This is a genomic window from Aeromicrobium sp., from assembly GCF_037719875.1.
Taxonomy (GTDB): domain Bacteria; phylum Actinomycetota; class Actinomycetes; order Propionibacteriales; family Nocardioidaceae; genus Aeromicrobium.
Window position 1 is genome coordinate 1 of sequence record NZ_JBBJMJ010000009.1, and the last position, 21853, is coordinate 21853.

Annotated in this window: 24 protein-coding genes and 1 pseudogene; 9 read left to right on the top strand and 16 right to left on the bottom strand. The window is 67.9% G+C overall.

Annotated elements, in window-relative coordinates; genetic code table 11:
* A pseudogene (locus WKF39_RS09970) lies at nucleotides 1-1731 on the bottom strand (hypothetical protein); the annotation flags it as partial.
* A 276-nt stretch (nucleotides 1732-2007) separates the two neighbouring features.
* Here WKF39_RS09970 and WKF39_RS09975 point away from each other — a divergent pair.
* Genes WKF39_RS09975 through WKF39_RS09990 form a run of 4 tightly spaced genes read left to right on the top strand, consistent with a single transcriptional unit; the run spans nucleotide 2008 to nucleotide 5678 of the window.
* Nucleotides 2008-3261 carry a glycosyltransferase family 4 protein gene (locus WKF39_RS09975; protein WP_340387897.1) on the top strand — a complete coding sequence of 418 codons (1254 nt, stop codon included), beginning with the start codon at nucleotides 2008-2010 and terminating at the stop codon, nucleotides 3259-3261.
* Complete coding sequence (locus WKF39_RS09980; RefSeq protein WP_340387899.1) at nucleotides 3248-3961, top strand: class I SAM-dependent methyltransferase; 714 nt, start codon at nucleotides 3248-3250, stop codon at nucleotides 3959-3961. Before WKF39_RS09975 ends, WKF39_RS09980 begins: the two co-directional genes overlap by 14 nt.
* 2 nt (nucleotides 3962-3963) lie before the next feature.
* Nucleotides 3964-5031, top strand: a complete 1068-nt coding sequence (locus WKF39_RS09985) for a prenyltransferase (RefSeq protein WP_340387902.1) — start codon at nucleotides 3964-3966, stop codon at nucleotides 5029-5031.
* Nucleotides 5013-5678 carry a class I SAM-dependent methyltransferase gene (locus tag WKF39_RS09990; protein ID WP_340387904.1) on the top strand — a complete coding sequence of 222 codons (666 nt, stop codon included), beginning with the start codon at nucleotides 5013-5015 and terminating at the stop codon, nucleotides 5676-5678. The genes WKF39_RS09985 and WKF39_RS09990 overlap by 19 nt, the downstream gene beginning before the upstream one ends.
* Before the next feature lie 14 nt (nucleotides 5679-5692).
* Here WKF39_RS09990 and WKF39_RS09995 read toward each other — a convergent pair whose 3' ends face one another.
* Nucleotides 5693-6715 (bottom strand): aldo/keto reductase family protein, encoded by a 1023-nt coding sequence (locus WKF39_RS09995; protein ID WP_340387906.1) that lies wholly within the window; start codon nucleotides 6713-6715, stop codon nucleotides 5693-5695.
* A 15-nt stretch (nucleotides 6716-6730) separates the two neighbouring features.
* Nucleotides 6731-7510, bottom strand: a complete 780-nt coding sequence (locus tag WKF39_RS10000) for an enoyl-CoA hydratase-related protein (RefSeq protein WP_340388148.1) — start codon at nucleotides 7508-7510, stop codon at nucleotides 6731-6733.
* A 198-nt stretch (nucleotides 7511-7708) separates the two neighbouring features.
* Here WKF39_RS10000 and WKF39_RS10005 point away from each other — a divergent pair, with 198 nt between their 5' ends.
* Nucleotides 7709-7966, top strand: coding sequence for an HPr family phosphocarrier protein (locus WKF39_RS10005; protein WP_340387908.1), 258 nt, complete (start codon nucleotides 7709-7711; stop codon nucleotides 7964-7966).
* A gap of 78 nt (nucleotides 7967-8044) precedes the next feature.
* Nucleotides 8045-8239: a DUF6458 family protein gene (locus tag WKF39_RS10010; protein WP_340387910.1), complete on the top strand. Its 195-nt coding sequence runs from the start codon at nucleotides 8045-8047 to the stop codon at nucleotides 8237-8239.
* Between the two features lie 173 nt (nucleotides 8240-8412).
* Here the strand turns inward: WKF39_RS10010 and WKF39_RS10015 are convergent, their stop codons facing one another.
* The 5 genes from WKF39_RS10015 to WKF39_RS10035 all read right to left on the bottom strand — a co-directional run bounded on the left by WKF39_RS10015 (nucleotide 8413) and on the right by WKF39_RS10035 (nucleotide 12343).
* Nucleotides 8413-9468, bottom strand: a complete 1056-nt coding sequence (locus WKF39_RS10015; RefSeq protein ID WP_340387911.1) for an MFS transporter — start codon at nucleotides 9466-9468, stop codon at nucleotides 8413-8415.
* Nucleotides 9465-9989: a helix-turn-helix domain-containing protein gene (locus WKF39_RS10020; protein ID WP_340387913.1), complete on the bottom strand. Its 525-nt coding sequence runs from the start codon at nucleotides 9987-9989 to the stop codon at nucleotides 9465-9467. The genes WKF39_RS10015 and WKF39_RS10020 overlap by 4 nt, the downstream gene beginning before the upstream one ends.
* A 49-nt stretch (nucleotides 9990-10038) precedes the next feature.
* On the bottom strand, nucleotides 10039-11160 hold the full coding sequence (locus WKF39_RS10025; RefSeq protein ID WP_340387915.1) for an S-adenosylmethionine:tRNA ribosyltransferase-isomerase: 1122 nt from the start codon (nucleotides 11158-11160) through the stop codon (nucleotides 10039-10041).
* Nucleotide 11161: 1 nt separating this feature from the next.
* Nucleotides 11162-11845: an SDR family oxidoreductase gene (locus WKF39_RS10030; RefSeq protein WP_340387917.1), complete on the bottom strand. Its 684-nt coding sequence runs from the start codon at nucleotides 11843-11845 to the stop codon at nucleotides 11162-11164.
* Nucleotides 11846-11932: 87 nt separating this feature from the next.
* Complete coding sequence (locus WKF39_RS10035; RefSeq protein ID WP_340387919.1) at nucleotides 11933-12343, bottom strand: hypothetical protein; 411 nt, start codon at nucleotides 12341-12343, stop codon at nucleotides 11933-11935.
* A 58-nt stretch (nucleotides 12344-12401) separates the two neighbouring features.
* Here WKF39_RS10035 and WKF39_RS10040 point away from each other — a divergent pair, with 58 nt between their 5' ends.
* Nucleotides 12402-13259, top strand: coding sequence for an NUDIX hydrolase (locus WKF39_RS10040; RefSeq protein ID WP_340387921.1), 858 nt, complete (start codon nucleotides 12402-12404; stop codon nucleotides 13257-13259).
* 135 nt (nucleotides 13260-13394) lie between these two features.
* Here WKF39_RS10040 and WKF39_RS10045 read toward each other — a convergent pair whose 3' ends face one another.
* From WKF39_RS10045 to WKF39_RS10080, 8 genes are all read right to left on the bottom strand, one after another.
* The gene (locus tag WKF39_RS10045) at nucleotides 13395-13598 is read right to left on the bottom strand and encodes a cold-shock protein (RefSeq protein WP_056605450.1); all 204 of its coding nucleotides are present in this window, start codon (nucleotides 13596-13598) and stop codon (nucleotides 13395-13397) included.
* Between the two features lie 169 nt (nucleotides 13599-13767).
* Nucleotides 13768-14721, bottom strand: a complete 954-nt coding sequence (locus tag WKF39_RS10050; RefSeq protein WP_340387928.1) for a hypothetical protein — start codon at nucleotides 14719-14721, stop codon at nucleotides 13768-13770.
* Nucleotides 14718-15851, bottom strand: a complete 1134-nt coding sequence (locus WKF39_RS10055; RefSeq protein WP_340387930.1) for a hypothetical protein — start codon at nucleotides 15849-15851, stop codon at nucleotides 14718-14720. Before WKF39_RS10055 ends, WKF39_RS10050 begins: the two co-directional genes overlap by 4 nt.
* Before the next feature lie 103 nt (nucleotides 15852-15954).
* The gene (locus WKF39_RS10060; protein ID WP_340387932.1) at nucleotides 15955-16863 is read right to left on the bottom strand and encodes a tetratricopeptide repeat protein; all 909 of its coding nucleotides are present in this window, start codon (nucleotides 16861-16863) and stop codon (nucleotides 15955-15957) included.
* A gap of 43 nt (nucleotides 16864-16906) precedes the next feature.
* A complete protein-coding gene (locus WKF39_RS10065) occupies nucleotides 16907-17455 on the bottom strand; it encodes a PH domain-containing protein (RefSeq protein WP_340387934.1) in 549 nt (182 codons plus the stop codon).
* Nucleotides 17456-17462: 7 nt separating this feature from the next.
* Complete coding sequence (locus tag WKF39_RS10070) at nucleotides 17463-17621, bottom strand: hypothetical protein (protein WP_340387936.1); 159 nt, start codon at nucleotides 17619-17621, stop codon at nucleotides 17463-17465.
* 53 nt (nucleotides 17622-17674) lie between these two features.
* A complete protein-coding gene (gene meaB, locus WKF39_RS10075) occupies nucleotides 17675-18637 on the bottom strand; it encodes a methylmalonyl Co-A mutase-associated GTPase MeaB (RefSeq protein WP_340387938.1) in 963 nt (320 codons plus the stop codon).
* 22 nt (nucleotides 18638-18659) lie between these two features.
* Entirely contained in the window at nucleotides 18660-19850 is a 1191-nt protein-coding gene (locus WKF39_RS10080) for an acetyl-CoA C-acetyltransferase (RefSeq protein WP_340387940.1), read from the bottom strand.
* A gap of 116 nt (nucleotides 19851-19966) precedes the next feature.
* On the opposite strand from WKF39_RS10080, the gene mce reads away from it, so the two are divergent.
* Together mce and ccrA are read left to right on the top strand one after the other, a co-directional pair.
* On the top strand, nucleotides 19967-20413 hold the full coding sequence (gene mce, locus WKF39_RS10085; protein ID WP_340387942.1) for a methylmalonyl-CoA epimerase: 447 nt from the start codon (nucleotides 19967-19969) through the stop codon (nucleotides 20411-20413).
* Between the two features lie 81 nt (nucleotides 20414-20494).
* Nucleotides 20495-21832: a crotonyl-CoA carboxylase/reductase gene (gene ccrA / locus WKF39_RS10090; RefSeq protein ID WP_340387944.1), complete on the top strand. Its 1338-nt coding sequence runs from the start codon at nucleotides 20495-20497 to the stop codon at nucleotides 21830-21832.
* The last annotated feature ends 21 nt before the right edge of the window (nucleotides 21833-21853 follow it).

Consider the following 21853-nt stretch of genomic DNA (forward strand, 5'->3'; position numbering starts at 1 on the left):
CTTGGCGAGCTGCGCCAACGCAGCCTCACGATCAGCGGCAGCCTGCTCAGCGACCTTGTCCGCCTCCGCACGAGCAGCTTCGATACGACGCTGCGCATCCTGCTCGGCGGCCTCGAGACGCTTCGTGGCGGCCTCCTCGGCAGCCTTCTCCGACTCAGCCAGACGTCGTTCGGCGGTGGCCTTTGCCTGCGCTTCGGCCTCCTCGGCGAGGCGAGCAGCCTCGGCATTGGCCTGCTCGATTCGCTGTTGGGCTTGGCGCTCTGCCTCAGCCTTTGCTGTGGCGACCCGCTCGTCGGCGGCCCTCCGCAGCTCGGTGATCTTGGCCGCTGCGGCCGCGCGCTCACGCTCGATGTCTGCAGAGACCCGGTCGGCTTCCTGCTGGGCCGCGCTGACCCGCTCGGCCGCGGCCTTCTCGGCGGCGGCGAGCTTGGCAGCTGAGATCTCACGTTGGGCTGCTTCGTCGGAGACCAGACGCGCCGAGACTTCGGCACGCTCGCGCGCAGCCTCCTCCATCAGCCGGGCAGCCTCGGCCCGGGCAGCTGCGACCCGCTGCTGGGCAGCGGCACTTGCTGCGGCGAGCTTTTCGGCGAATGTCATCGGCACCGCGTCGGCCGACGCTGCGTGGGCATCGGGAGTCGGCTTGGGCGCCGGTTCAGGCTGCGCATTCTCGCCGAGTGAGGTGGTCGACGGCTTGTCGGCCGCCGCGGGCGCGGCCTTGTCGACCGGCTTGGATTCCTCGACCGGCTTGGCCGATTCGACCGGCTTGGACTCCTTCACCGGCTCCTCAACCTGCTTGGTCTCCTCAACCTGCTTGGTCTCTTCGACCGGCCTGGATTCCTCGACCGGCTTGGACTCTTCGACCGGCTTGGTCTGCTCGACCGGCTTGGTCTCTTCGACCGGCTTGGTCTCTTCGACCGGCTTGGACTCCTTGACCGGCTCGGGACTCGGGGCCTCGTTCTCGATCGTCTCGACCACGCGTTCCTCGACGACGGGGGGCTGGAGCGCAGCCGCAATTTTGGCCTCGTCCTCAGTACCGCCAGTGGAGGAGTCACCCGAGAGTTCTGCTGCGGTCGGCGCGCTGCCCAATCGGGAGAAGGCCGACCTGCTCCGGCCTGCAGGCTCGTCGACCGGGGCCGGCCGCTCGGTTGCGGTCGCGGCCGCATGCTGACCAGCCGCCGGGGGCTTCTCGTCCGAGACAGCGTCAAAGGTGAGGGTGGACTCCTGCTTGGACTCCTGGTCCGGCGGGGTCGCGACGGCCTCGCGGGCGGCATCGAGCTTTTCCGCGAGCGTCTTCTCGGCTGGCGCCTCGCCGTCCGATGAGTCGCTGCGGCGCATGGCGTGACGTTTGGAGGCGGCGGACGACTTGGCCGCCGTGCGCTCGGCCTTGCGCTTGTCAGCGGCGGCCTGACGGGCAGCACGAGCGGCGGCGCGGCGGGCACGCGGGCTGTCGTCGTCGCTGGCATCTGACGAATCGTCCTTGTTGTCGATGCTCTCCGCGGCCCGAGACAGCGCATCGCCGAGGGGCGGACGAGGGGCGGCCTTGTCCTTGCTCGCGGCGGGACCGGGCCCGGCCTTGTCCTTGCTCGCGGCGGGACCGGGCGCGGCCTTGTCCTTGCTCGCGGCGGGACGGGGCGCGGAACTGGCTTCCTCGCTCGCCAACATATCGGCGGCGACCTGCAAGGGGTCGGCCCGTCGACGCTCGATCGGCTGGTTGGGCTCTGAGTCGGTCATGACTCCCTCTCATCTACACCGCTGATGGCACGTCGTGCTCAGTATGCCCCATCAGCCACGTCTGTCACGCGGGTTTCAAGCACCCCGTCGGATCAGTGGGATCCGGCGTTTTCGATCCCTTCTTCCCCAACGACCGGTCGCCCCGAAAGGTCATGTGCATCCGGGCATCGGGACCACACGATCGGTCGCCGACCCCGTGAAGCACCCACCGGAGACGCACAACTTCGATCAACCCGGCATGATGTAGCCCTACCACCGAGTAACTGAGGAGGCCAGGTGCGCATCGCGATGCTGTCGTACCGAAGCAAGGCGCATTGTGGCGGGCAGGGCGTGTATGTCCGCCACCTCAGCCGCGGCCTGGTCGAGCTGGGCCATGACGTCGAGGTCTTTTCGGGCCAGCCCTACCCCGAAGATCTCGACCCGCGCGTCACCCTGACCAGGGTGCCGAGCCTCGACCTGTTCGGTGAGCCCGACCCGTTCCGGACGCCACGACTGAGCGAGTTCCGCAGCCCGATCGACGTCCTGGAGTATGCCCTCACCTTGACCGGGTGCTTCGCCGAGCCGCTGACGTTCAGCCTGCGCGCCTCGCGGCTGATCCGCGATCGGGCGGGTGAGTTCGACGTGGTCCATGACAACCAGAGCCTGGGCTACGGCCTTTTGTCACTCGTGCGGCGCGGCATCCCACTGGCTGCAACGGTCCACCACCCGATCAGCCGCGACCGGGCCGTCGACCTCGCTGCCGCGACCTGGAAGCGCAAGCTCTCGGTCCGCCGGTGGTATTCCTTCGTCCCGATGCAGGCTAGGGTCGCCCGCCGGATCCCGATCGTGCTCGCCGTCGCCGGCGCTTCTGCCGCCGACTCGATCGAGGACTTCGACCTGGATCCCGCCCAGATGCGCGTGGTCCCCCTCGGTGTCGACACGGAGCTGTTCTCCCCCTCATCTGCTCGTGTGCCGGGCCGCATCGTCGCGATTGCCAGCGCCGACCGGCCACTGAAGGGAGTCGTGCACCTGCTCGAGGCGGTTGCCAAGCTGCGTACTGAGCACGACGTCGACCTGCGACTCGTCTCCAACCTCGAGCCCGGCGGCGCCACCGAGCGCCGCATCGCCCAGCTGGGCATCGCCGACGCTGTCCACGTGGTCAACGGCATCAGCGATGAGGAGCTGGCCGCACTCCTCGCCTCGGCGGAGATCATGTGCGTGCCGTCGCTCTATGAAGGATTCTCACTGCCGACCGTCGAGGCGATGTCGTGTGGCACACCCGTCGTCGCGAGTCGGGCCGGAGCACTGCCCGAAGTCGTCGGCGACTGCGCCGTGCTGGTCGAGCCGGGCGACTCCGAGGCGCTGGCCGCCGCGGTCAAGGACCTGATCGAGTCGCCAGAGGAGCGTGCCCGTCTCGGTGCGGCCGGTCGAGCCCGGGCCCTCGAACGCTACAGCTGGACATCGGTCGCGCGGGCGACCGTCGAGGCATACACCGAAGCCATCGCCGCTGCCCGCGGCCGCACAAGCAGGAGCACGCATGCTGACCGTTGACTTCGATCGGCTGCGCGTCGGCCGTGGCACCCGTTTCATCGACGTGGGAGCCGGTGCCGGGCGCCACTCCTACGAGGCGCTGCGCCGCGGGGCCGACGTCACGGCATACGACATGGATGAGGTGGAGCTCAAGGGCGTCGACGAGATGTTCGGTGCTCTCGAGCTCGAGGGTGAGGTGCCGCCGGGCGGCTCGGCCGCCGTCAGGGTCGGCGACATCCTCGACATGCCGTATGCCGACGGGAGCTTCGACGTCGTGCTGGCGTCGGAGATCCTCGAGCACGTGCCGCAGGACGACGCGGCGATCTCAGAGCTCGTGCGCATCCTCGCGCCGGGGGGAATCCTCGCAATCACGGTGCCGCGCTGGCTGCCGGAGCGCATCTGTTGGGCGCTGTCGGATGAATATCACGGCAACGAGGGTGGCCACATCCGTATCTTCAAGGCCGACGCACTGGAGGCCAAGGTCGTCGCGAACGGAATGCGCTTCACCCACAAGCACCACGCGCACGCGCTGCACTCGCCCTTCTGGTGGATCAAGTGCGCCGTTGGAGTCGACCGGGAGCAGCACCCGCTCGTGCGGACCTATCACCAGATGCTGGTGTGGGACATGATGCAGGCCCCCGCCGCGACCCGGCTCGCCGAGCGCGCCCTCAACCCGGTGATCGGCAAGAGCGTCGCACTGTACTTCCAGAAGCCGCTCTGAACGTGGGCGTCTCAATCCCGTCTGTTCCCGGCGTCCTCACTGCGGACCAGATCCGGCAGACCGCCGACTCGATCGTGGCGACCCAGCTGCCGTCCGGAGCGATCCCGTGGTTCGAGCACGGCCATACCGACCCGTGGGACCACGTCCAGGCCGCGATGGGCCTGAGCGCAGCGGGTCGCCTCCCCGAGGCAGAGCGGGCCTACCAGTGGCTGCGCGATGTCCAGCGCCCCGACGGCTCGTGGGCCATCCGATACGTCGATGGCGTCATCGAGGACGCGCACGCCGACTCCAACTTCTGCGCTTATATCGCCACCGGCGTGTGGCATCACTGGCAAGTGACCGGTGACCGGGCGTTCGTCGACTCGATGTGGCCGACCGTCGCGCGGGGCATCGAGGTCGTCCTCGAGATGCAGCGCGCCGACGGCGCGATTGCGTGGGCCAGGTCTGCCACCCGGGTCGAGCCGGACGCCCTCGTGACCGGCAACGCCAGCATTCACCTGAGCCTGAGGTGCGCGATCGCCCTTGCCGACCTGGTCGGCGACGTCCGTCCGGACTGGGAGCTCGCGGCCGGGCGGGTCCGTCATGCGCTGGATGAGCATCCCGAGCTCTTCAACCCCAAGCCGACCCATTCGATGGACTGGTACTACCCGCTTCTCGGCGGGGCGCTGCCGCACGAGCGTGGAGCCTCGCGGATCGACGGGCGGTGGGACGAGTTCGTCGTCGACGGCCTCGGCGTGCGCTGCGTCTCCACCAACCCGTGGGTCACCGGAGGGGAGACGTGTGAGCTCGCGCTGGCCGTCGACACCCTCGGGCGTACGGACGAGGCTCGCGCCCAGCTCGCCGCGATGCAGCACCTCCGCGAGGACGATGGGTCCTACTGGACCGGCCTGGTCTACGACGCCGACGTCCGTTGGCCGATCGAACGTACGACCTGGACGGCGGCGACCGTGATCCTGGCCGCAGATGCGATCTCGCGGACGACTCCTGCCAACGGCCTCTTCCGCGGCAACGGCCTGCCGGTGTGCGAATGGGAAGTGAGCGACGCATGTCCGTGCCCGAGCCCCTTGTGACACCGTTCCCCGATCAGCTCGCGCGGCTCGCCGCATCCGTCAAGGGCTTCATGCCGCCCGACGAAGGGCTCGCGCTCCACGCGGCTGCGGCGTCATACGCCCGGCCGGGGGGTGTCTCGATCGAGATCGGCACCTACTGCGGCAAGTCGACGATCTACCTGGCGCATGCCGCGCAGTCGAGCGGCTCGACCGTCGTCACGATCGACCACCACCGCGGCTCAGAGGAGCACCAGGTCGGCTGGGAATATCACGACACGTCCCTCGTGGACCCCGAGACCGGGTTGTTCGACACCCTGCCGACGCTGCGCCGCGTCCTGGTGGCCGGGGAGCTCGAGGAGGTTGTGGTGCCGATGATCGGGCGCTCAGTTGCAGTATCGCGATGGTGGCGCACGCCCGTCGACCTGGTGTTCATCGACGGCGGGCACACCGACGAGGCCGCGCAACACGATTTCCACGGGTGGGCGCCATGGGTGCGCCTCGGTGGCGCCCTCGTGATCCACGATGTCTTCCCCGACCCCGCCGACGGGGGCCAGGCGCCGTACAGGATCTATCGCGAGGCGATCGACGGCGGCGAGTTCGTCGAGCGGTCCGTCACCGGGTCGATGCGCATACTCGAGCGAGTCGAGCTCACCCCCGACTCCCACTGAGTCGAGTCAGCACCTCAGACGACGCGCGTGGAGGGCGACGTGGTCTCTGCCGGATCCGTCTCGGGTATGGCGCCCAGCGCCTCGTCGATCGCCCCCCGCACCTCGTCGTCGAGCGTGAGCCCCGACGCCCGCGCATTGGACTCGATCTGCTCTGGACGCGAAGCACCGACGATGGCACCGGCGACGTTGTCATTGGCGAGCACCCAGGCGATCGCGAGCTGAGCCATCGTGACGTCGAGTCCGTCGGCGATCGGTCGAAGCCTCTGCACCGCGGTCAGCACCTCGTCATTGAGGAAGCGCTTGATCATGTCCGCGCCACCCTTCTCGTCGGTGGCTCGGCTGCCCGGAGGTGGCTCGGCACCCGGTTCGTACTTCCCGGTGAGCACGCCCTGCGCAATCGGGGACCACACGATCTGCGACACGCCCAGCTCGCGGGACGTCGGGACAACCTGATCCTCGATGACCCGCCACAGCATGGAGTACTGGGGCTGATTGGAGATCAGCTGGACACCGAGATCTCGGGCGAGCTCATGCCCGGCGCGAATCTGCTCGGCGGTCCACTCGCTGACGCCGATGTAGAGCGCCTTGCCGTGGCGGACCACATCGGCAAACGCCTGCATGGTCTCCTCGAGCGGAGTCTCGTAGTCATACCGATGCGCCTGATAGAGGTCCACGTAGTCGGTTCCGAGCCGTTGGAGCGAGCCCTCGATCGATTCCAGGATGTGCTTGCGCGACAACCCGGTGTCGTTGGGACCGCCCGGACCGGTCGGCCAATAGACCTTCGTGAAGATCTCGACGGACGCGCGGCGCTCGTCCTTGAGGGCCTCGCCGAGCACGGTTTCGGCCTTGGTGTTGGCGTAGACGTCGGCCGTGTCGAACGTCGTGATGCCCGCATCGAGTGCCGCCCGTACGCATGACAGTGCCGCGTCGTTCTCGACCTGCGAACCGTGCGTGAGCCAGTTGCCGTAGATGATCGCTGATCTTGAGGCCGCTGTTGCCGAGGTACCTGAAGTCCATGGTTCGAGCCTAGTCCGCACGCCAACCGCTGACTCTCAGCTTCCAGAGAAGGTCGCCTTGCCGGGCCCGTTGTCGATGAATGAGGTCATGCCGGCCGCTTGGTCGTCGGTCGCGAAGAGGGCAGCGAACTCCGCCCGCTCCAGGTCCAGACCGGTCTGCAGGTCGACCTCGAGTCCCCGGTCGATGGCACTCTTGGCGGCCCGCAGTGCGAGTGCCGGGCCCCCGACGAACTGAGCCGCCCACTCGACCGATCTGGCATAGACCTCATCGGCGGGGTGCAGCTGATCGACGAGGCCGATCGCCAGCGCCTCCTGGGCATCGACGAACCGTCCGGAGTAGATCAGCTCCTTGGCCTTCGCCGGGCCGACCAGTCGGGCGAGGCGCTGCGTGCCGCCGGCGCCCGGAATGATGCCGAGGAGGATCTCGGGCTGCCCGAGCTTGGCGTTGTCAGCGGCAAAGCGCACATCGGTCGCAAGGGCGACCTCGCACCCGCCGCCCAGGGCGAAGCCCGTGATCGCCGAGATGGTGGGCTTGCCGATCGCAGCGAGCGCCCGGGTGAATTCCTGCAGGAGGTGGGCGTGCCGCCCGAGCTCCTGATAGGTCATCGCCGACATCTCCTTGATGTCGGCACCCGCGGCGAAGACCCGTTCGCCGCCGTAGACGACGACCGCGGCGACATCTTCACGCTGGTCGGCCTCGGCGCTGACCTCGACGATCTCCCGCTGCAGCTGCGCGTCGAGGGCGTTCATCTTGGGCCGATCGAGCCGGATCGTCCCCACGCCGTCCTCGACCTCAAGTCGTACGAACTCACCCATCGTGGCCTCCAGCCGCATCGTCGGCAGTCGGTGCCGCCATCGCGTCGAGCATAGGACAGCACCCGGGGCCGGCCGCCTCCACCCGGACCCTTGACATCCAGAGGTCGACGGGGTCGGATCAGCACCAGACCACCGCAGTGCATACATACGCACACGCAGCCCTCGTCCGCGCCGACCGTGCGGGCCGAAAGGACCACCGTGCCCACCAAGAACGTTGTCGTCGGCTCAGCCGTCGGACTTCACGCCCGACCGGCAGCCCTCATTGCCCAGGCCGCCGCCGAAGCCGGTGTGCCGGTCACGATCGCGAACCCCGGTGGCACCCCCGTCGACGCCGGCTCGGCGCTCATGATCATGACGCTGGGCGCCAAGGCCGGGGCAGAGGTCATCGTGGAGACCGCCGACGAGGCCACGCTCAGCACGATCGCCGGCCTCATCGAACAGGATCTCGATGCCTGATCCTCCACTGCGGGGTGCGACTGGGAGGTGCCGGACGCTAAGGTGCAACGACTGCCCCACGACGAAAAGGCTGAACCCATGACCATCGGTGGATCCATCGTCCTCCTCGCTCTCGGCGCGATCCTCTCCTTCGCCATCCAGGACTCGATCAACGGGGTCGACCTCGTCGTGGTCGGCTACATCCTGATGGCGGCCGGAGCACTCGGCGTGCTCCTCAGCCTGGTCCTCAACGGTCAGCGGACCCAGCGCCGGGACGACCTCCCCCCGCGCTGAGCGGCTCCTTCACGAGGAACAGCGGCGCGGCGAGGGCGAGTACGCCTCCGCCCACGACGATCGCCATAGCTGTCGACGCGCCGGTGGCGATCGCACCCAGGGCGATCGCCCCGAGCGAGCCCGCGGGTTGCATCGCCATGGACGCGAGCGACAAGACGGTCGCGCGATTCTCGCTACCGACCTGCTCGTGCAGCAGGGTCTCGTAGATCGCCCCCGCGGCCGAGTGCACGGCGTAGGTCGCGAACAGCCCGGCGATCAACCCCACCGGCCCGGCGGCCAGTCCCATGCCGGCGACCATTGCGCCCTGCACGATCCTCAGAGCGACCGAGATGTGAACCAGGCTCCAATGCCGCAGCAACAACGGGACTGCCGATGCACCGAGTGCCGAGATGCCGAGATGCCGAGATGCCCCAGGCTGCTGCCGTGACCGGCCCCATGAGCGCGGCCGCTGCTTCACGGTCCGAGACGAGCTCGGAGAGTCGAATCGGCATGAACGTCTCGAAGGCGATCATCCCGAACCCCCAGAACAGCTCGACCGCCACGAGCGCACGCAGCACGCGCGAGCACCCGAGCAGGCGTATGCCCGCGATCATCACACCGGGAGTCGCCCGAACTGAGGACAGGACGCCGGCCACCCGGGTCGCTCGGTCCTCGTCCATCATCACGAGAGTCGCGATGATCTGCACCCCGGCGAGCCCTGATGCGATCCAGTAGGGCAGAGCCAATGAGCTCGCGCGGCCGAATGGCGCCCACGCGACGAGCAACCCCGACATGACGGCGCCCGTGGCGATCGAAGCCCCGACGACGGTGGCGTAGCCCGAGAGTCCGCGCGCGACGGTGGCGGACCGATCGACGACACTCACGTCCTGGTGGACCCGATCGACGAACCACGCGTTCAACGGTCCGCTGTCGAGCGCACGGAAGACACCGGCCAGGGCCACCGCCGTCGCGAACGCGAGTGGCGTCTGGGCCGAGGCATAGACGACGTATGACACCACGGCGAAGGCCGCGGACGCGATGAAGACCGGCTTGCGGCCCAGCGCGTCCGCGAACCTCCCGGTCGGCAGCTCGAGGCACAGCACGACGACGCCTTGGACAGCGACGACGGAACCGACTTCGACAATCGTCAGCCCGCGGTCGAGCGGGAGCAGCGCCGAGACCGGGATGGTGAATCCGGTGGGCAACCACCGCAACGCCGCGAGTAGCCAGAAGCGCCTGCGCGGGCTCATCCCGGGTGCGGTAGCGCGAGGACGTGCAGCGATACCCGCTCAGAGCCGGCCCTCTTCGAATAGCGTTCGATGACAGCCTCGATCTCCTGCTCGAGCGCCTCGAGGTCCTCGGGGTCAAGGGTCACCAGATAGTCGCTGTGCCCGATCCCGCGGCGCGGCTCGGTCCAGGACGCCAGGCCCTCTCGCAGGTGGTCCTCCTGGCGCCGCCGGACCGCGTCGACATACTCCCGTCCGCCATCGAGATCGGCAAGAGAGGCCGGGAAAGACGTCATGTCGTGCAGTGACTTCCATCGGCGCTCTCGGCCTGACGGCTGCTCGTCGGCGTCGCCGACGAAGCCGAACCGCTCGAGCTGGCGGAGGTGGTAGGACGTCGAGCCGCTCGACTCTCCCAGCTGGCGACCCAGCTCGGACGCCGTCGAGGGGCCCGCTGCCCGCAGGGCCCCGAGAAGCTTCATGCGAAGCGGATGCGAGACCGCCTTGAGGGTGTCGAGATCCTCAACCACCTTGCTCGTGAGTGCCATGACGTCACCATATGATTGCAAAGACTATTTTGCAAATGGGTCTTTGCGGTTATGCAGCCACCGCCTCCGCCCGCGCTGGCAGCAACAATGCCGCGTCGCCGAACTCGTGCCAGTGATAGCCGGCGTCGACCGCAGCGTCATACGCCTGCTGCGTCAATCGTGAGCCCGCGACCGACTCGACCAACAAGAGGTGCGATGCCGCCGGGTCGTGCCACCCCGTGATGAGGCCGTCGACCACGCGCGGGGGCGCTTCGCGGGACACCACCCGGCTGGTCCAGCCCGCGGCCGGCTCAAGGACGGCGCGGCCGGGCATGCCGATCACCGCGGATTCCAACGCGCGGGTGACGGTCGTACCGACCGCGATGACCCGCCCTCCCCCAGCCCGCGTCGCGTTGACGAGGCGAGCGGTCGAGTCGGCGACCTCGAACCACTCCGGCTGCGGTGCTTCGCCGACCTCCTGGGACGACACACCGGTGTGCAGCACGATCGGCGCGATCGCGATCCCCCGCGACACCAATCGGGTGACGACCTCGGGCGTGAACGGCCGGGCCGCGCTCGGCATCTCGGCGCTGCCGGGCGTCGTGCCGAAGATCGTCTGGTAGTCCTCGATCGGATACCGCTGGTCGAGATAGCCGTACGCAATCGGCCGACCGACCCGAGCGAGCACGGCTGACAACGCTTCCGCGCCGGAGTACGCGGCGCGCCACAGCCGGCTGCCCACCCCGGTCGGCGATGACGCCGCTCGCGGGTACGGGTCGAGCAGGGTGAAGGCTTTCGCCCCGCCTACGCCTGCCAAGGTCAGCAGCTGGCCGGCGCGGGCGTGCAGGACGGCGCGTGCGGCATCCGGTGACGTGCGGATCTCCACGACCCACGTGCCGTCGCGTAGATCGGTCGCAACGTGCACGACCACCGGCTCACCTGCACGCTCCCGGTCCGACAACACGGCATCGAGCTCTCCCGCAATGGTCTGCGACACGTTGACGACCACCAGGTCCCCGGGCTCGAGATGCTCAGCCACATCACCGAACCTGGCGTGCGAGACCCGGTGGCCGTTCGCCACGAGCAGGCGCACGTCATCGCGGCGCAACCCTCGCGCCTCAGCCGGAGATGGGGTCGTCCGGCCGCCCGGCGGGGAGAAGATCGTGTGCGGCTCGATGTCGATCGTGGCCATGTCAGGCTCCCGGGAATGCTGGGGCGAGCTGCGCTGCCCGGTAGCGCCCGCTCGGTGGCCGGCCGGCGAGCAGGGCGAGGAATGCGGGCACGACGCTCTCCGGCAGGGGGCGATCCGTGATGTCCTCACCCGGGAACGCCTCCTGATGCATCTGCGTACGCATGTCACCCGGGTCGATCGCCCACCAGCGCACGTCGAGGTCCTCTGCAGCGAGTGTGAGAGTGAGGTGGTCCAGCGCGGCCTTGCTGGCGGCATACGCGCCCCACGTCTCAAAGTGCTCGACGGCGGCATCGGACGAGATGTCGATGATGGCCGCGCCAGGACGAAGCAGCGGTCGCAGCGTGCGGACCAGGGCCATCGGTGCCACGACATTGGTCTCCCACACCTGACGAAGACCGTCGTCGCTCGAGTGCAACACGGGGCGGAGCGGACCACCCAGCGTGCTCGCATTGTTGACGAGCAGGTCGAGACCATCGCGGAACCTCCCGGCCAGCGCCGACCGATGAGCCTCATCGGTCACGTCTCCGGCCACGGCCGCCACACGTGGCCCCAGCTCGCTGGCGGCAGAGTGCACGCGGTCGCGATCGCGACCGGTGATGACCACGTCCCAGTCGTCCGCAGCCAGGCCGGCCGCCAGAGCGCGGCCCAGACCCGCCGACCCGCCGGTGATGAGTGCTTGAGGCATTGATCGCCCTTCCGTTGGTGTCGAATGTTCAGGACACCAGCGAACAACCTCAACATTGGTTGAGGTCAACCCATCGAGGCGAGTAGGTCAGACCACCTTGCCGGCGAACACGCAGTAGGTGAAGAAGACGACCCCCAACAGCAACCCCACGTGGCCGAGGATCGAGAGTGACGGACCCTGCGCCCAGCTGTCGTTGACCGAGTCGGCCGCGTGCCGGCCGCCACCGGGCAGCCATCGCGCCAGGATCAGTACGCCCGCCACGACCTCGAGCCACCAGATGCCGAGCGCCGCATAGCCGAGACGGTCACTCGGCGAGGTCAGGTAGTAGCTCCACACCGCCAGGGCGATGACGCCCAGGACCGTGTGGGCGTTGAGGATTGCTCCGGAGATCTGCGCATTGCCGGGCTGCCGCTCCGTGCCGGACAGCCGCATCCTGGTCAACAGCACCACGACGGCCGCCAAGGCCGTCAACATCCACAGCACGTCGTCGATCTGCACGCTGCATCGTGGCACACGTACCGCCCCGACGGATAGCCGTGCTCGGTAACCTGAACCCGTGACCCAGACCTTGCGCGATGACGACCTCGTGCTCGAGCCAACCTCCGGCTCCGAAGAGTTCACCGGCTTCGCGATCGTGCTCGCCGGTCAACGGGTCGGCACTGTCGCGTTGCGTGCGGAGGATGGCCGCACCGCTTCGATCCGATGGAACGCCGGCACGGACATCCCGGTCGCGACCAGGGCCCTGCGCCTGGCCCTCGCGCACGCATTCGAGGAGCTCGGCATGACGCGGGTCGAGGCGCGGATACCAATCGAACGCCTCAGCGATGTCCGGGCTGCGTCGATCGCCGGCATGCGGCGCGAAGGCGTCCTGCGCGGTGCCGGCGGGGATCCCGACCGCGCGCTGCTCGCGCGGATCGCGGACGATCCCGAGCCGTACAGCCGAGACGGATTCATCGCGATCCTCAACGCCGGCCTGCCGACCAAGCGGGTCATCAGTCAGGGTCTGCTCCGCGACGAGCTGGGCCGGGTGCTGCTGTGCGAGCTGACGTACAAGAAGGAGTGGGACCTGCCCGGCGGCGTCGTCGAGGTCGGCGAGGCGCCGTCGATCGGTCTTGTCCGGGAGCTGCAGGAGGAGCTCGGCATCACGGTCGAGGTCCGTGACCTCGTGACGGTCAACTGGCTGCCGGCCTGGCGTGGCTGGGATGACGCGTGCATCTTCTTGTTCGATCTCGGCGTGGTGCAGAGCTCGATCACCGAAGGCATGACCCTGCAACCGGCGGAGATCAAGTCGGTTCGGTGGTGTGCTCCCGAGACCGTGCGCGCCAACGCCGCCGCCGCCGCGATCGAGCTGCTCGAGGCGGTCGGATCCGGCTCGATGCCGACATACCGCGAGGCCCCCAAAGCCGCCGAATAGCTCCCGGACCCGCTGGGAGTAGGGGTTTGGGGCATGACAAAGGCCCGGGAGCCGAAGCTCTCCGGGCCTTTGCCGCTGATCTCAATCAGAGGGGACGGCAAGCCGTCCCCATGCTCTTGCGAGCCTGTGTCTCAATCAGAGGGGACGGATGTTCGTCGCCTGCAGGCCCTTTTGGCCCTGCTCGACGTCGAACTCGACCTTCTGGTTCTCATCCAGCGAGCGGTAGCCGCTGGACGCGATGGCGCTGAAGTGCGCAAAAACGTCTTCGCTGCCGTCGTCGGGGGCGATGAATCCAAAGCCCTTGTCAGCGTTGAACCACTTGACGGTTCCTGTAGCCATGTTGTTTCTCCTCTTGGCGAGTTGTCACTCACGACTTTCGCGAGTGACTGTCGCGACACACATCCAACCTGCGAGAAGAACTAGCTACCTTTACGGAACTTGATCATTCGTACGGCCCAACGTCGTGCAACACGAACCATCGTAGCGGTTCATCGCCCAAACGCGTGGATCACTCCGAGTCGGCGCTCACAACACCGCCATATTGGCCGATCGCACGGGGCTTTCCGCTGCCTCCCGGGATCTGCAGAAGCACCTGGTGGTAGTAGCGCAGACGGCCTGAGCTGGAGATGCCGGACGACAGAAATGCCTTCTGCGGCGACCCGTCGGGCCAGCTGACCGTGAGGCCCTCCTTGACCGTGTAGGTGTCCAGCCGGAGCAGCGTGACGAATGCCAACGCTCCCCCATCACTCGTGCGCAGGACGTGCTTGACGTCGTTCGCGCCCCACGACTGATCGAAGGACACCCCGTTCAGCGAGGAGTTGTTCTCGACCGTGACCCGCATCTGCTTGACGAACGAATCCTCGGCCACCTTGCCTGCATCCGCCGACGACGGATCCGCGAGCATCTTGGCGTACGCCTTGGCGGCCTCGGTGGCCGACATCGCCATGCCGACGCCGTCGTCCGGCTTCACGGTCAGCGCCTCGCCTTCCTGGGTGCGAATGTCGGGGATCGGCGTGTCGGCCAGGGTTTCAGGGGTGGCCACGAGCAGCCATGGCTCCACGGCGGTGCCCCGCTCGAAGATCTGGACGCGGTTGACCCCCCGCTTCTCATCACGCACGACCGCGTAGAACCACAGCGGATACTTCGTGAACCGCGGCGTGAGCACGTCGGTGACCTGCACGGCCGCAGTGTCTTGCGTCTGGGTCTTCGCCAGCCGCTGCGACACCTCGAAGGATCCGCTGTCGATCGCAAGCACCGGGCCACTCTCGACCGTGGACAACGGCTTGGCGTCGAGCAGCTCGATGGCGGTGTTGCGGACCGTGCGATAGCGGTTGAACACCGAGGTGACATCGGCCTTGCGGGCCGCAGTCTTCTCGACCGTCTGGTCACCGCGCTTGTGGGGCACGGCGCATGCCGACGTCGCCAGCAGACAGGCCAGGACGAGCAGGACGACCTTCCTCATCTGTCGTCCTCCTCATCGATGACCTCGAACTCGGCCAGCTCGTCCTCGCTGACCTCGTGCTCGACCCCGTCCTCGTCGACGAAGACGTAGACCACGCGCTCCGGGTCCGGCGCGGGGGCTGGGTCCGGTTCTGGCTCCGGCTGAGGCGTCGGCGCCGGTTCTGGCTCCGGTTCTGGCTCCGGTTCTGGCTCCGGTTCTGGCTCCGGCTCTGGCTCCGGCTCTGGCTCCGGCTCTGGCTCCGGCTCTGGTTCTGGCTGAGGCGTCGGCTCCGGCTCGACGCCCCCAGCGATCTCCGCCGCGGTCAGGACACCGGGAACCTTGGGAACGAGCGGTTCAGGGGCGGGTTCTGGCGAAGTTTCGGTGTCGACCGGGTCAGGGTTGACCGGGTCGGGCCATGGCTCGTCCGGGCCTGACTCCTCGACGATGTCGTACTCCTTCGCCTCTTCGGCCGAGAGCTCGTGCTCGACGCCGTCCTCGTCGACGTAGACGAAGACGACCTCCTCCTCATCCTCGACCTCATCCTCGTCGTCCTGCCACCAGGCGCCCCGACGCCAGACCAAGGCCAGCCAGGCGACTCCGAGGCCGAGCAGCAACAGACCAAGGCCCTTGTAGAAGCCGCCCTTGACGCCATAGGCGAGCGTGACCTCGAGACCTGACAGGTTCGTCGAGCCGACCGTCAGGATCGCGACCGACACCGATTCATCCGGCAGCGTCGTGCTGATGCTGGCTCCGCCCAGCCCGGCCGACTGGACGATCCACCAGTCCAACGCGGTCGGCGCACCCGGCAAGCCACCTGCCCCGGAGGTCTGCCTGGTCTTGACCGTCCACGGGGTCTGGAAGTCAGTGACCTCAAGTCGCTCGGTCTTGCCGACATAGCTCTGCACGTCGACCGTATTTCCGAGCCCGACGAAGACCGGCTTCCTGACCGGGACCTCGGCAAGTATGTCGACCTGCACATCGGCCCAGGAGATGACCTTGGGCGCAGTCACCACGGCGATCCCGTCGGTGCCGACCCGGTGCGGACCGGTCGAGCGGCGGCTGTCGGGGCCGAGCATGATCATGACAACGAGCCCGACCAGTGCAACGAGGACGCCGAGCACCGTCAGCGCCCAGCCCAGCCTCGTCCGCATGTCCACGCTCCCTTGGGCACCAACGACTTGCCGCCGCCGTGAGCCTACCCGTGATCGGGCTCCCGCTCAGACAGGCAGAGCGGTTGCCCCCCGAAGAAGCCGCTCAGAACAGTGCTGAAGCGAGCGCCCGGCGGGCCGTCGCGACCCGCGGATCAGACACTCCGACGACGGTGAACAGCTCGAGCAGGCGGGCGCGAACGAGCTCGCGGTCATCTTCGGAGGTGCGCTTGACGAGCCCGATCAGCCGGTCGAAGGCATCGTCGACATGACCTCCGCTCACGTCCAGATCGGCCACCAGCAACTGCGCCTCGAGGTCGTCGGGGGCGTCTGCAGCGGCCTTGCGCGCGGCCTGCAGCTCAGCGCCCTGCGTGCGCGCCAACAACTTGACACCCGCGAGCCGCTCGCCGATCTCCGTGTCGGCCGGATATTGGGCGAGCAGCTTCTCGTACTCCGCGACGGCGGTCGTGAAGTCACTGGCCGCGAATGCCGCGTCGGCCTCGGCGAAGCGCGGGTCATCGACCGGCTCCGGATCATCAGCCGGAGCGTCCGTCTCACCGGCCGGCTGAGCCCGACCCGTGAGGCCGTTCTGCGCGGCTACGTTGACGAGCTCGTCGAAGTAGCGGCGGACCTCCTCCTCGTCGACGGTGCCCTGGAACAGCGGCACCGGCTGGCCCTTGACCAGGCCGACCACGAGCGGCACCGCCTGCGCCTGGAGGGCCTGTGCAATCGCGGGGTTGGCGTCGATGTCGACCTGGGCCAGGACGATCTGCCCCCCGTACGTCGACGCGACCGCGCCGAGCGTCGCGTTGAACTCCGCGCTCTGCGGGGAGCGCGGCGACCACAGGCTGAGCACGACGACGTAGTTCATCGAGGCCTCGAGGGCCGCGGACTGGAAGTTCTGCTCGGTGATGTCGACGACGTACGACGCTGTGCCGGCTGCCGGCGGGGCCGCCGGTCGGGCAGGCTGCTTGAGCGCGGAGAGGTCGATGGCGCCGGGGCGGGAGAAGTTCATGGGCTCATTGTATGAAGCCGCCGGTGAACACAATCGCGAGTGGTCAGTTGCCGTCCATCAGCCGTTGCTGCATGGTGCGGCCGCGCAGACCGGACTGCTGCACGACGCGCTGGATCGTGAGGTCGCGGGCGTCGGGGTCACCGATGAAACGGATGTGCCGAAGCCCCTGTGCCTGCGCCGCCGATTCGAAGATGAAATGGCCGTAGCCGAGGATGCGACCGAGCAGCGGCTTCTCGACCGTGATGTCGAGGATCCTGGTGATCGGCATCGTGGCGATGCGCACCGAGAAGACCCCGGTCGCCCTGAAGACCCGCATGTTCGTGATCACGAAGAGATCCCGGCGTTCGCGCAACGTCAGATAGAGCGCGTGCGCGCCGAGCCCCAGCCCGGCGACGATGAACAGCCAGCCGAGCTCGATCGGGCCGATCACGGCGAGCATCCAGAGCACCAACATGCCGATGCCTTCTGCGATGGGTCGCCAGAACACGATGTTGTGGTGCCGTACGAGGTCGATCACCACCTCGCCCTCATCGGCGAGGAGATGACTGCCGATCTCCTGATCGGGCAGCCGGTCGAGCAGTGCCCGGATCACAGGACGCCTAGTTGACGAGCTCGTTGAAGAAGATGCCGATCTGCCCGAAGGCATCCATGATCGCGCCGAACGCGTCGCTCACGGCGTCGGCGGCTCCGGCCGGGGCCGTCAGCAGGTAATAGATGACAAAGCCGACGACGAGCAGCGCGATGACCTTTTTCAACACCCGACCATTGTCGCCAATCCGTTCCGGCTGGCCGTGCAGGCGCGCCGGACGGGTCAGACGTGCTCCATGAGGGTGTCGGCCGCGGCGAACGGATCGGTAGTGCCCGCCAGGACCTGCTCGGCGAGCGAGTCGAGTCGAGCGTCGCCGGACAGGTCGGCAAATCGGGACTGGATCTCCGCCAGGGCGAGCGCCTCGATCTCACGGCGTAGCCGGGCCAGCCGCCGGCGCGCGAGCTCTCCGGAGTCGCTCAGATGTTGGTGATGCGCCGACACCTGCTCGGCCACCTCGTCCACCCCTTCCCCACGGGTCGCGACGGTGAGGATGATGGGCGGCTTCCATCCGCTGTCTGGCCGATCCGTCATCGCGATGACCGATCGCAGCTCCCGCCTGGTCGAGGCGGCGCCGTCCCGATCGGCCTTGTTGACCACGAAGATGTCGCCGATCTCGAGGATGCCGGCCTTGGCGGCCTGGATCCCGTCACCCATGCCCGGCGCAAGCAGCACGAGCGTGGTGTCGGCGAGTCCGGCGATCTCGACCTCGGACTGCCCGACCCCGACGGTCTCGACCAGCACGACATCGCAACCGGCTGCGTCGAGCACCCGCAGCGCCTGAGGCGCTGATGCGGAGAGGCCGCCGAGATGCCCACGACTCGCCATCGACCGGATGTAGACGCCTTGGTCGGTCGCGTGGTCCTGCATACGTACGCGATCGCCCAGAAGCGCTCCACCCGAGAACGGTGACGTGGGGTCGACCGCGAGCACCCCGACGCGCCTGCCCTGGGCTCGAAGCGCCGACACCAGCGCGGAGGTCGACGTCGACTTGCCGACACCCGGCGACCCGGTGATCCCGACGATGTGCGCAGACCCGGTGTGGGGCGTCAGTGCGGCACTGACCTCACGCAGCGACGGCGAGCGGTCCTCGACCAACGAGATCAGCCGCGCCACAGCCCGGGCCTCGCCGGCTCGCGCACGTTCCACGAGCTCGGCGACCGGGACGGCGCGGCTGCCTCGGTTCACCGTGTGGTTGCCGACTCGCCGACTACTTCTTGGGGACGCGGATGATCAGGGCGTCGCCCTGGCCGCCGCCACCGCACAGCGCGGCCGCACCGATCCCGCCACCGCGGCGGCCGAGCTCGAGGGCCAGGTGCAGGACGAGGCGAGCGCCGCTGGCGCCGATGGGGTGACCCACGGCGATCGCGCCACCATTGACGTTGACCTTGTCCTCGGAGACGCCGAGCGCTCGGGTGCTTTCGATACCGACCGCCGCGAAGGCCTCGTTGAGCTCGAACAGGTCGATGTCGCCGACCTCGATTCCTTCCTTGGCAGCGGCGTGGGCGATCGCGTTGGCGGGCTGGAGCTGCAGGCTCGAGTCAGGACCGGCGACAACGCCAGCCGCGCCGATCTCGGCGATCCAGGACAGTCCGAGCTCCTCGGCCTTGGCCTTGCTCATGACGACGACCGCGGCCGCGCCGTCGGAGATCTGGCTGGCCGAGCCAGCCGTGATGGTGCCTTCCTTGTTGAAGGCAGGACGCAGCTTGCCGAGCGACTCGGCGGTCGTGTCGGCCCGCACACCCTCATCCGCGCTGATGACGATCGGATCACCCTTGCGCTGCGGGATCTCGACCGGGACGATCTCCTCGTCGAAGACGCCATTCTTCTGCGCGAGGGCCGCCAGCTGGTGCGAGCGGGCGCTGAACGTGTCCTGCTCCTCGCGGCTGAGCTTGACCCCGTCGGCGTTGATCTGCTCGGTGAGTCCGCCCATCGCCTGATCCGTGAGCGCGTCCCAGAGGCCGTCGTATGCCATGTGGTCGGTCAGCTTGGTGTCGCCGTACTTGGTGCCTTCGCGCGATCCCAGCAGGAGGTGCGGGGCCTGGGTCATGGACTCCTGGCCACCGGCGACGATGATCTCGTGCTCGCCAGCACGGATCAGCTGGTCGGCCAGGGCGATCGCGTTGATGCCGGACAGGCAGACCTTGTTGATGGTGATCGAGGGCGTCGTCAGCGGGATACCGCCCTTGAACGCGGCCTGGCGAGCGGGCACCTGGCCGGCCCCGGCTCCGAGGACCTGTCCCATGATGACGTAGTCGACCTGGTCACCGGCGACTCCCGCCTTCTCGAGCGCTCCCTTGATGGCGAGACCACCCAGATCGGATCCCGAGAGGGACTTGAAGCCACCGAGGAGGCGGCCGATCGGGGTGCGGGCACCGGCGACGATCACGGACTGGGTCATTGAGTTGCTCCTTCGCAAGACATTTCTGCCACTTTACTCAGACGTGACGACCGAGTACCGATCATGTGCGATGGATCACGCCTCGACGACCATCTGCGTGCCATACCCTCGTCTGCATGCCTGAAAGCTCCCTAGTCCCCGGCCACCTGCTCCTTGCGATCGATCATGTCGGCATCGCGGTGCCCGATCTCGACGACGCCCTCGAGTTCTACGCCAACACGTTCGGTCTGCACTCGGTGCACGAGGAGATCAACGAGGAGCAAGGTGTGCGCGAAGCGATGCTCGCGGTCGGCGACTCCGACCAGCGCATCCAGCTCCTCGCCCCGCTCAGCGAAGACTCCACGATCGCCAAGTTCATTGCCCGCAACGGCCAGGGCATCCAGCAGCTCGCCTACCGGGTCGCCGACATCGAGGCGGTGTCGGCGATCCTGCGCGAGCGCGGCGTGCGGCTCCTCTATGACGCACCCAAGCGCGGCACATCTGACAGCCGGGTCAACTTCGTGCACCCCAAGGATGCCGGCGGCGTGTTGGTGGAGCTCGTCGAGCCTGCCGCACACCACTGAGGCGGGCATCACAGCCGGAGCCCGTGGCGGCTCCGGTTAACGATGGGTAACATCGCGGAGACCCCGAACGAAGGACGCCACGTGCAGAACATTCTCGACGCCATCCAGGCCGGCGACACCGCTCCCGAGGACTTCGCGAGCATCCAGCTCCCCGAGACCTACAAAGGCATCACCGTCCACAAGGACGAGGTCGACATGTTCGAGGGCCTCGCCAGCCGCGACAAGGATCCACGCAAGAGCCTCCATCTCGACGATGTGCCGATCCCCGAGCTCGCGCCCGGCGAAGCCCTCGTCGCGGTCATGGCCAGTGCGATCAACTACAACACGGTGTGGACGTCGATCTTCGAGCCCGTCTCGACGTTCAGCTTCCTCGAGCGCTACGGCCGCCTGTCGGAGTACACCAAGCGCCACGACCTGCCCTATCACGTGGTCGGCTCTGACCTCGCCGGCGTCGTCCTGCGCACCGGACCCGGGGTCAACAAGTGGGCGCCGGGCCGCGAGGTCGTCGCACACTGCCTCTCGGTCGAGCTCGAGGCCCCCGATGGTCACAACGACACCATGATGGATCCCGAGCAGCGGATCTGGGGCTTCGAGACCAACTTCGGCGGTCTCGCACAGCTCGCCATCGTCAAGGCCAACCAGCTCATGCCCAAGCCCGACCACCTGACCTGGGAAGAGGCCGCGAGTCCCGGCCTGGTCAACTCCACGGCATACCGCCAGCTCGTCTCGACCAACGGCGCCAACATGAAGCAGGGCGACACGGTCCTGATCTGGGGCGCTTCGGGCGGCCTCGGCTCCTATGCGACACAATTCGCCCTCAATGGTGGCGCGACACCGGTGTGTGTCGTCTCGTCCCCCGAGAAGGCCGCGATCGTCAAGAAGATGGGCGCCGAGCTCGTGATCGACCGCTCCGCGGAGGACTACAAGTTCTGGAAGGACGAGAACACGCAGGACCCCAAGGAGTGGCTGCGGTTCGGCAAGAAGATCCGCGAGCTCACCGGCGGCGACGACCCCGACATCGTGTTCGAGCACCCGGGTCGCGAGACCTTCGGCGCGAGCGTCTTCGTCGCGCGCAAGGGCGGCACGATCGTGACCTGCGCATCGACGTCCGGCTACATGCACCAGTACGACAACCGATACCTCTGGATGAACCTCAAGCGCATCGTCAGCTCTCACTTCGCCAACTACCGCGAGTCGTGGGAGGCCAACAAGCTCATCGACAAGGGCCTGATCCACCCGACCGTCTCGCGGGTCTACTCCCTGGAGGACACGGGGCAGGCCGCGCTCGATGTGCACCACAACCTGCACCAGGGCAAGGTCGGCGTGCTGTGCCTGGCCCCCGAGGAGGGACTGGGCGTCCGGGACGAGGAGAAGCGCGCCCTCCACGTCGACAAGATCAACCGGTTCCGCGGGGTCTGAGGCCCGCGGGCAGCGGGCACC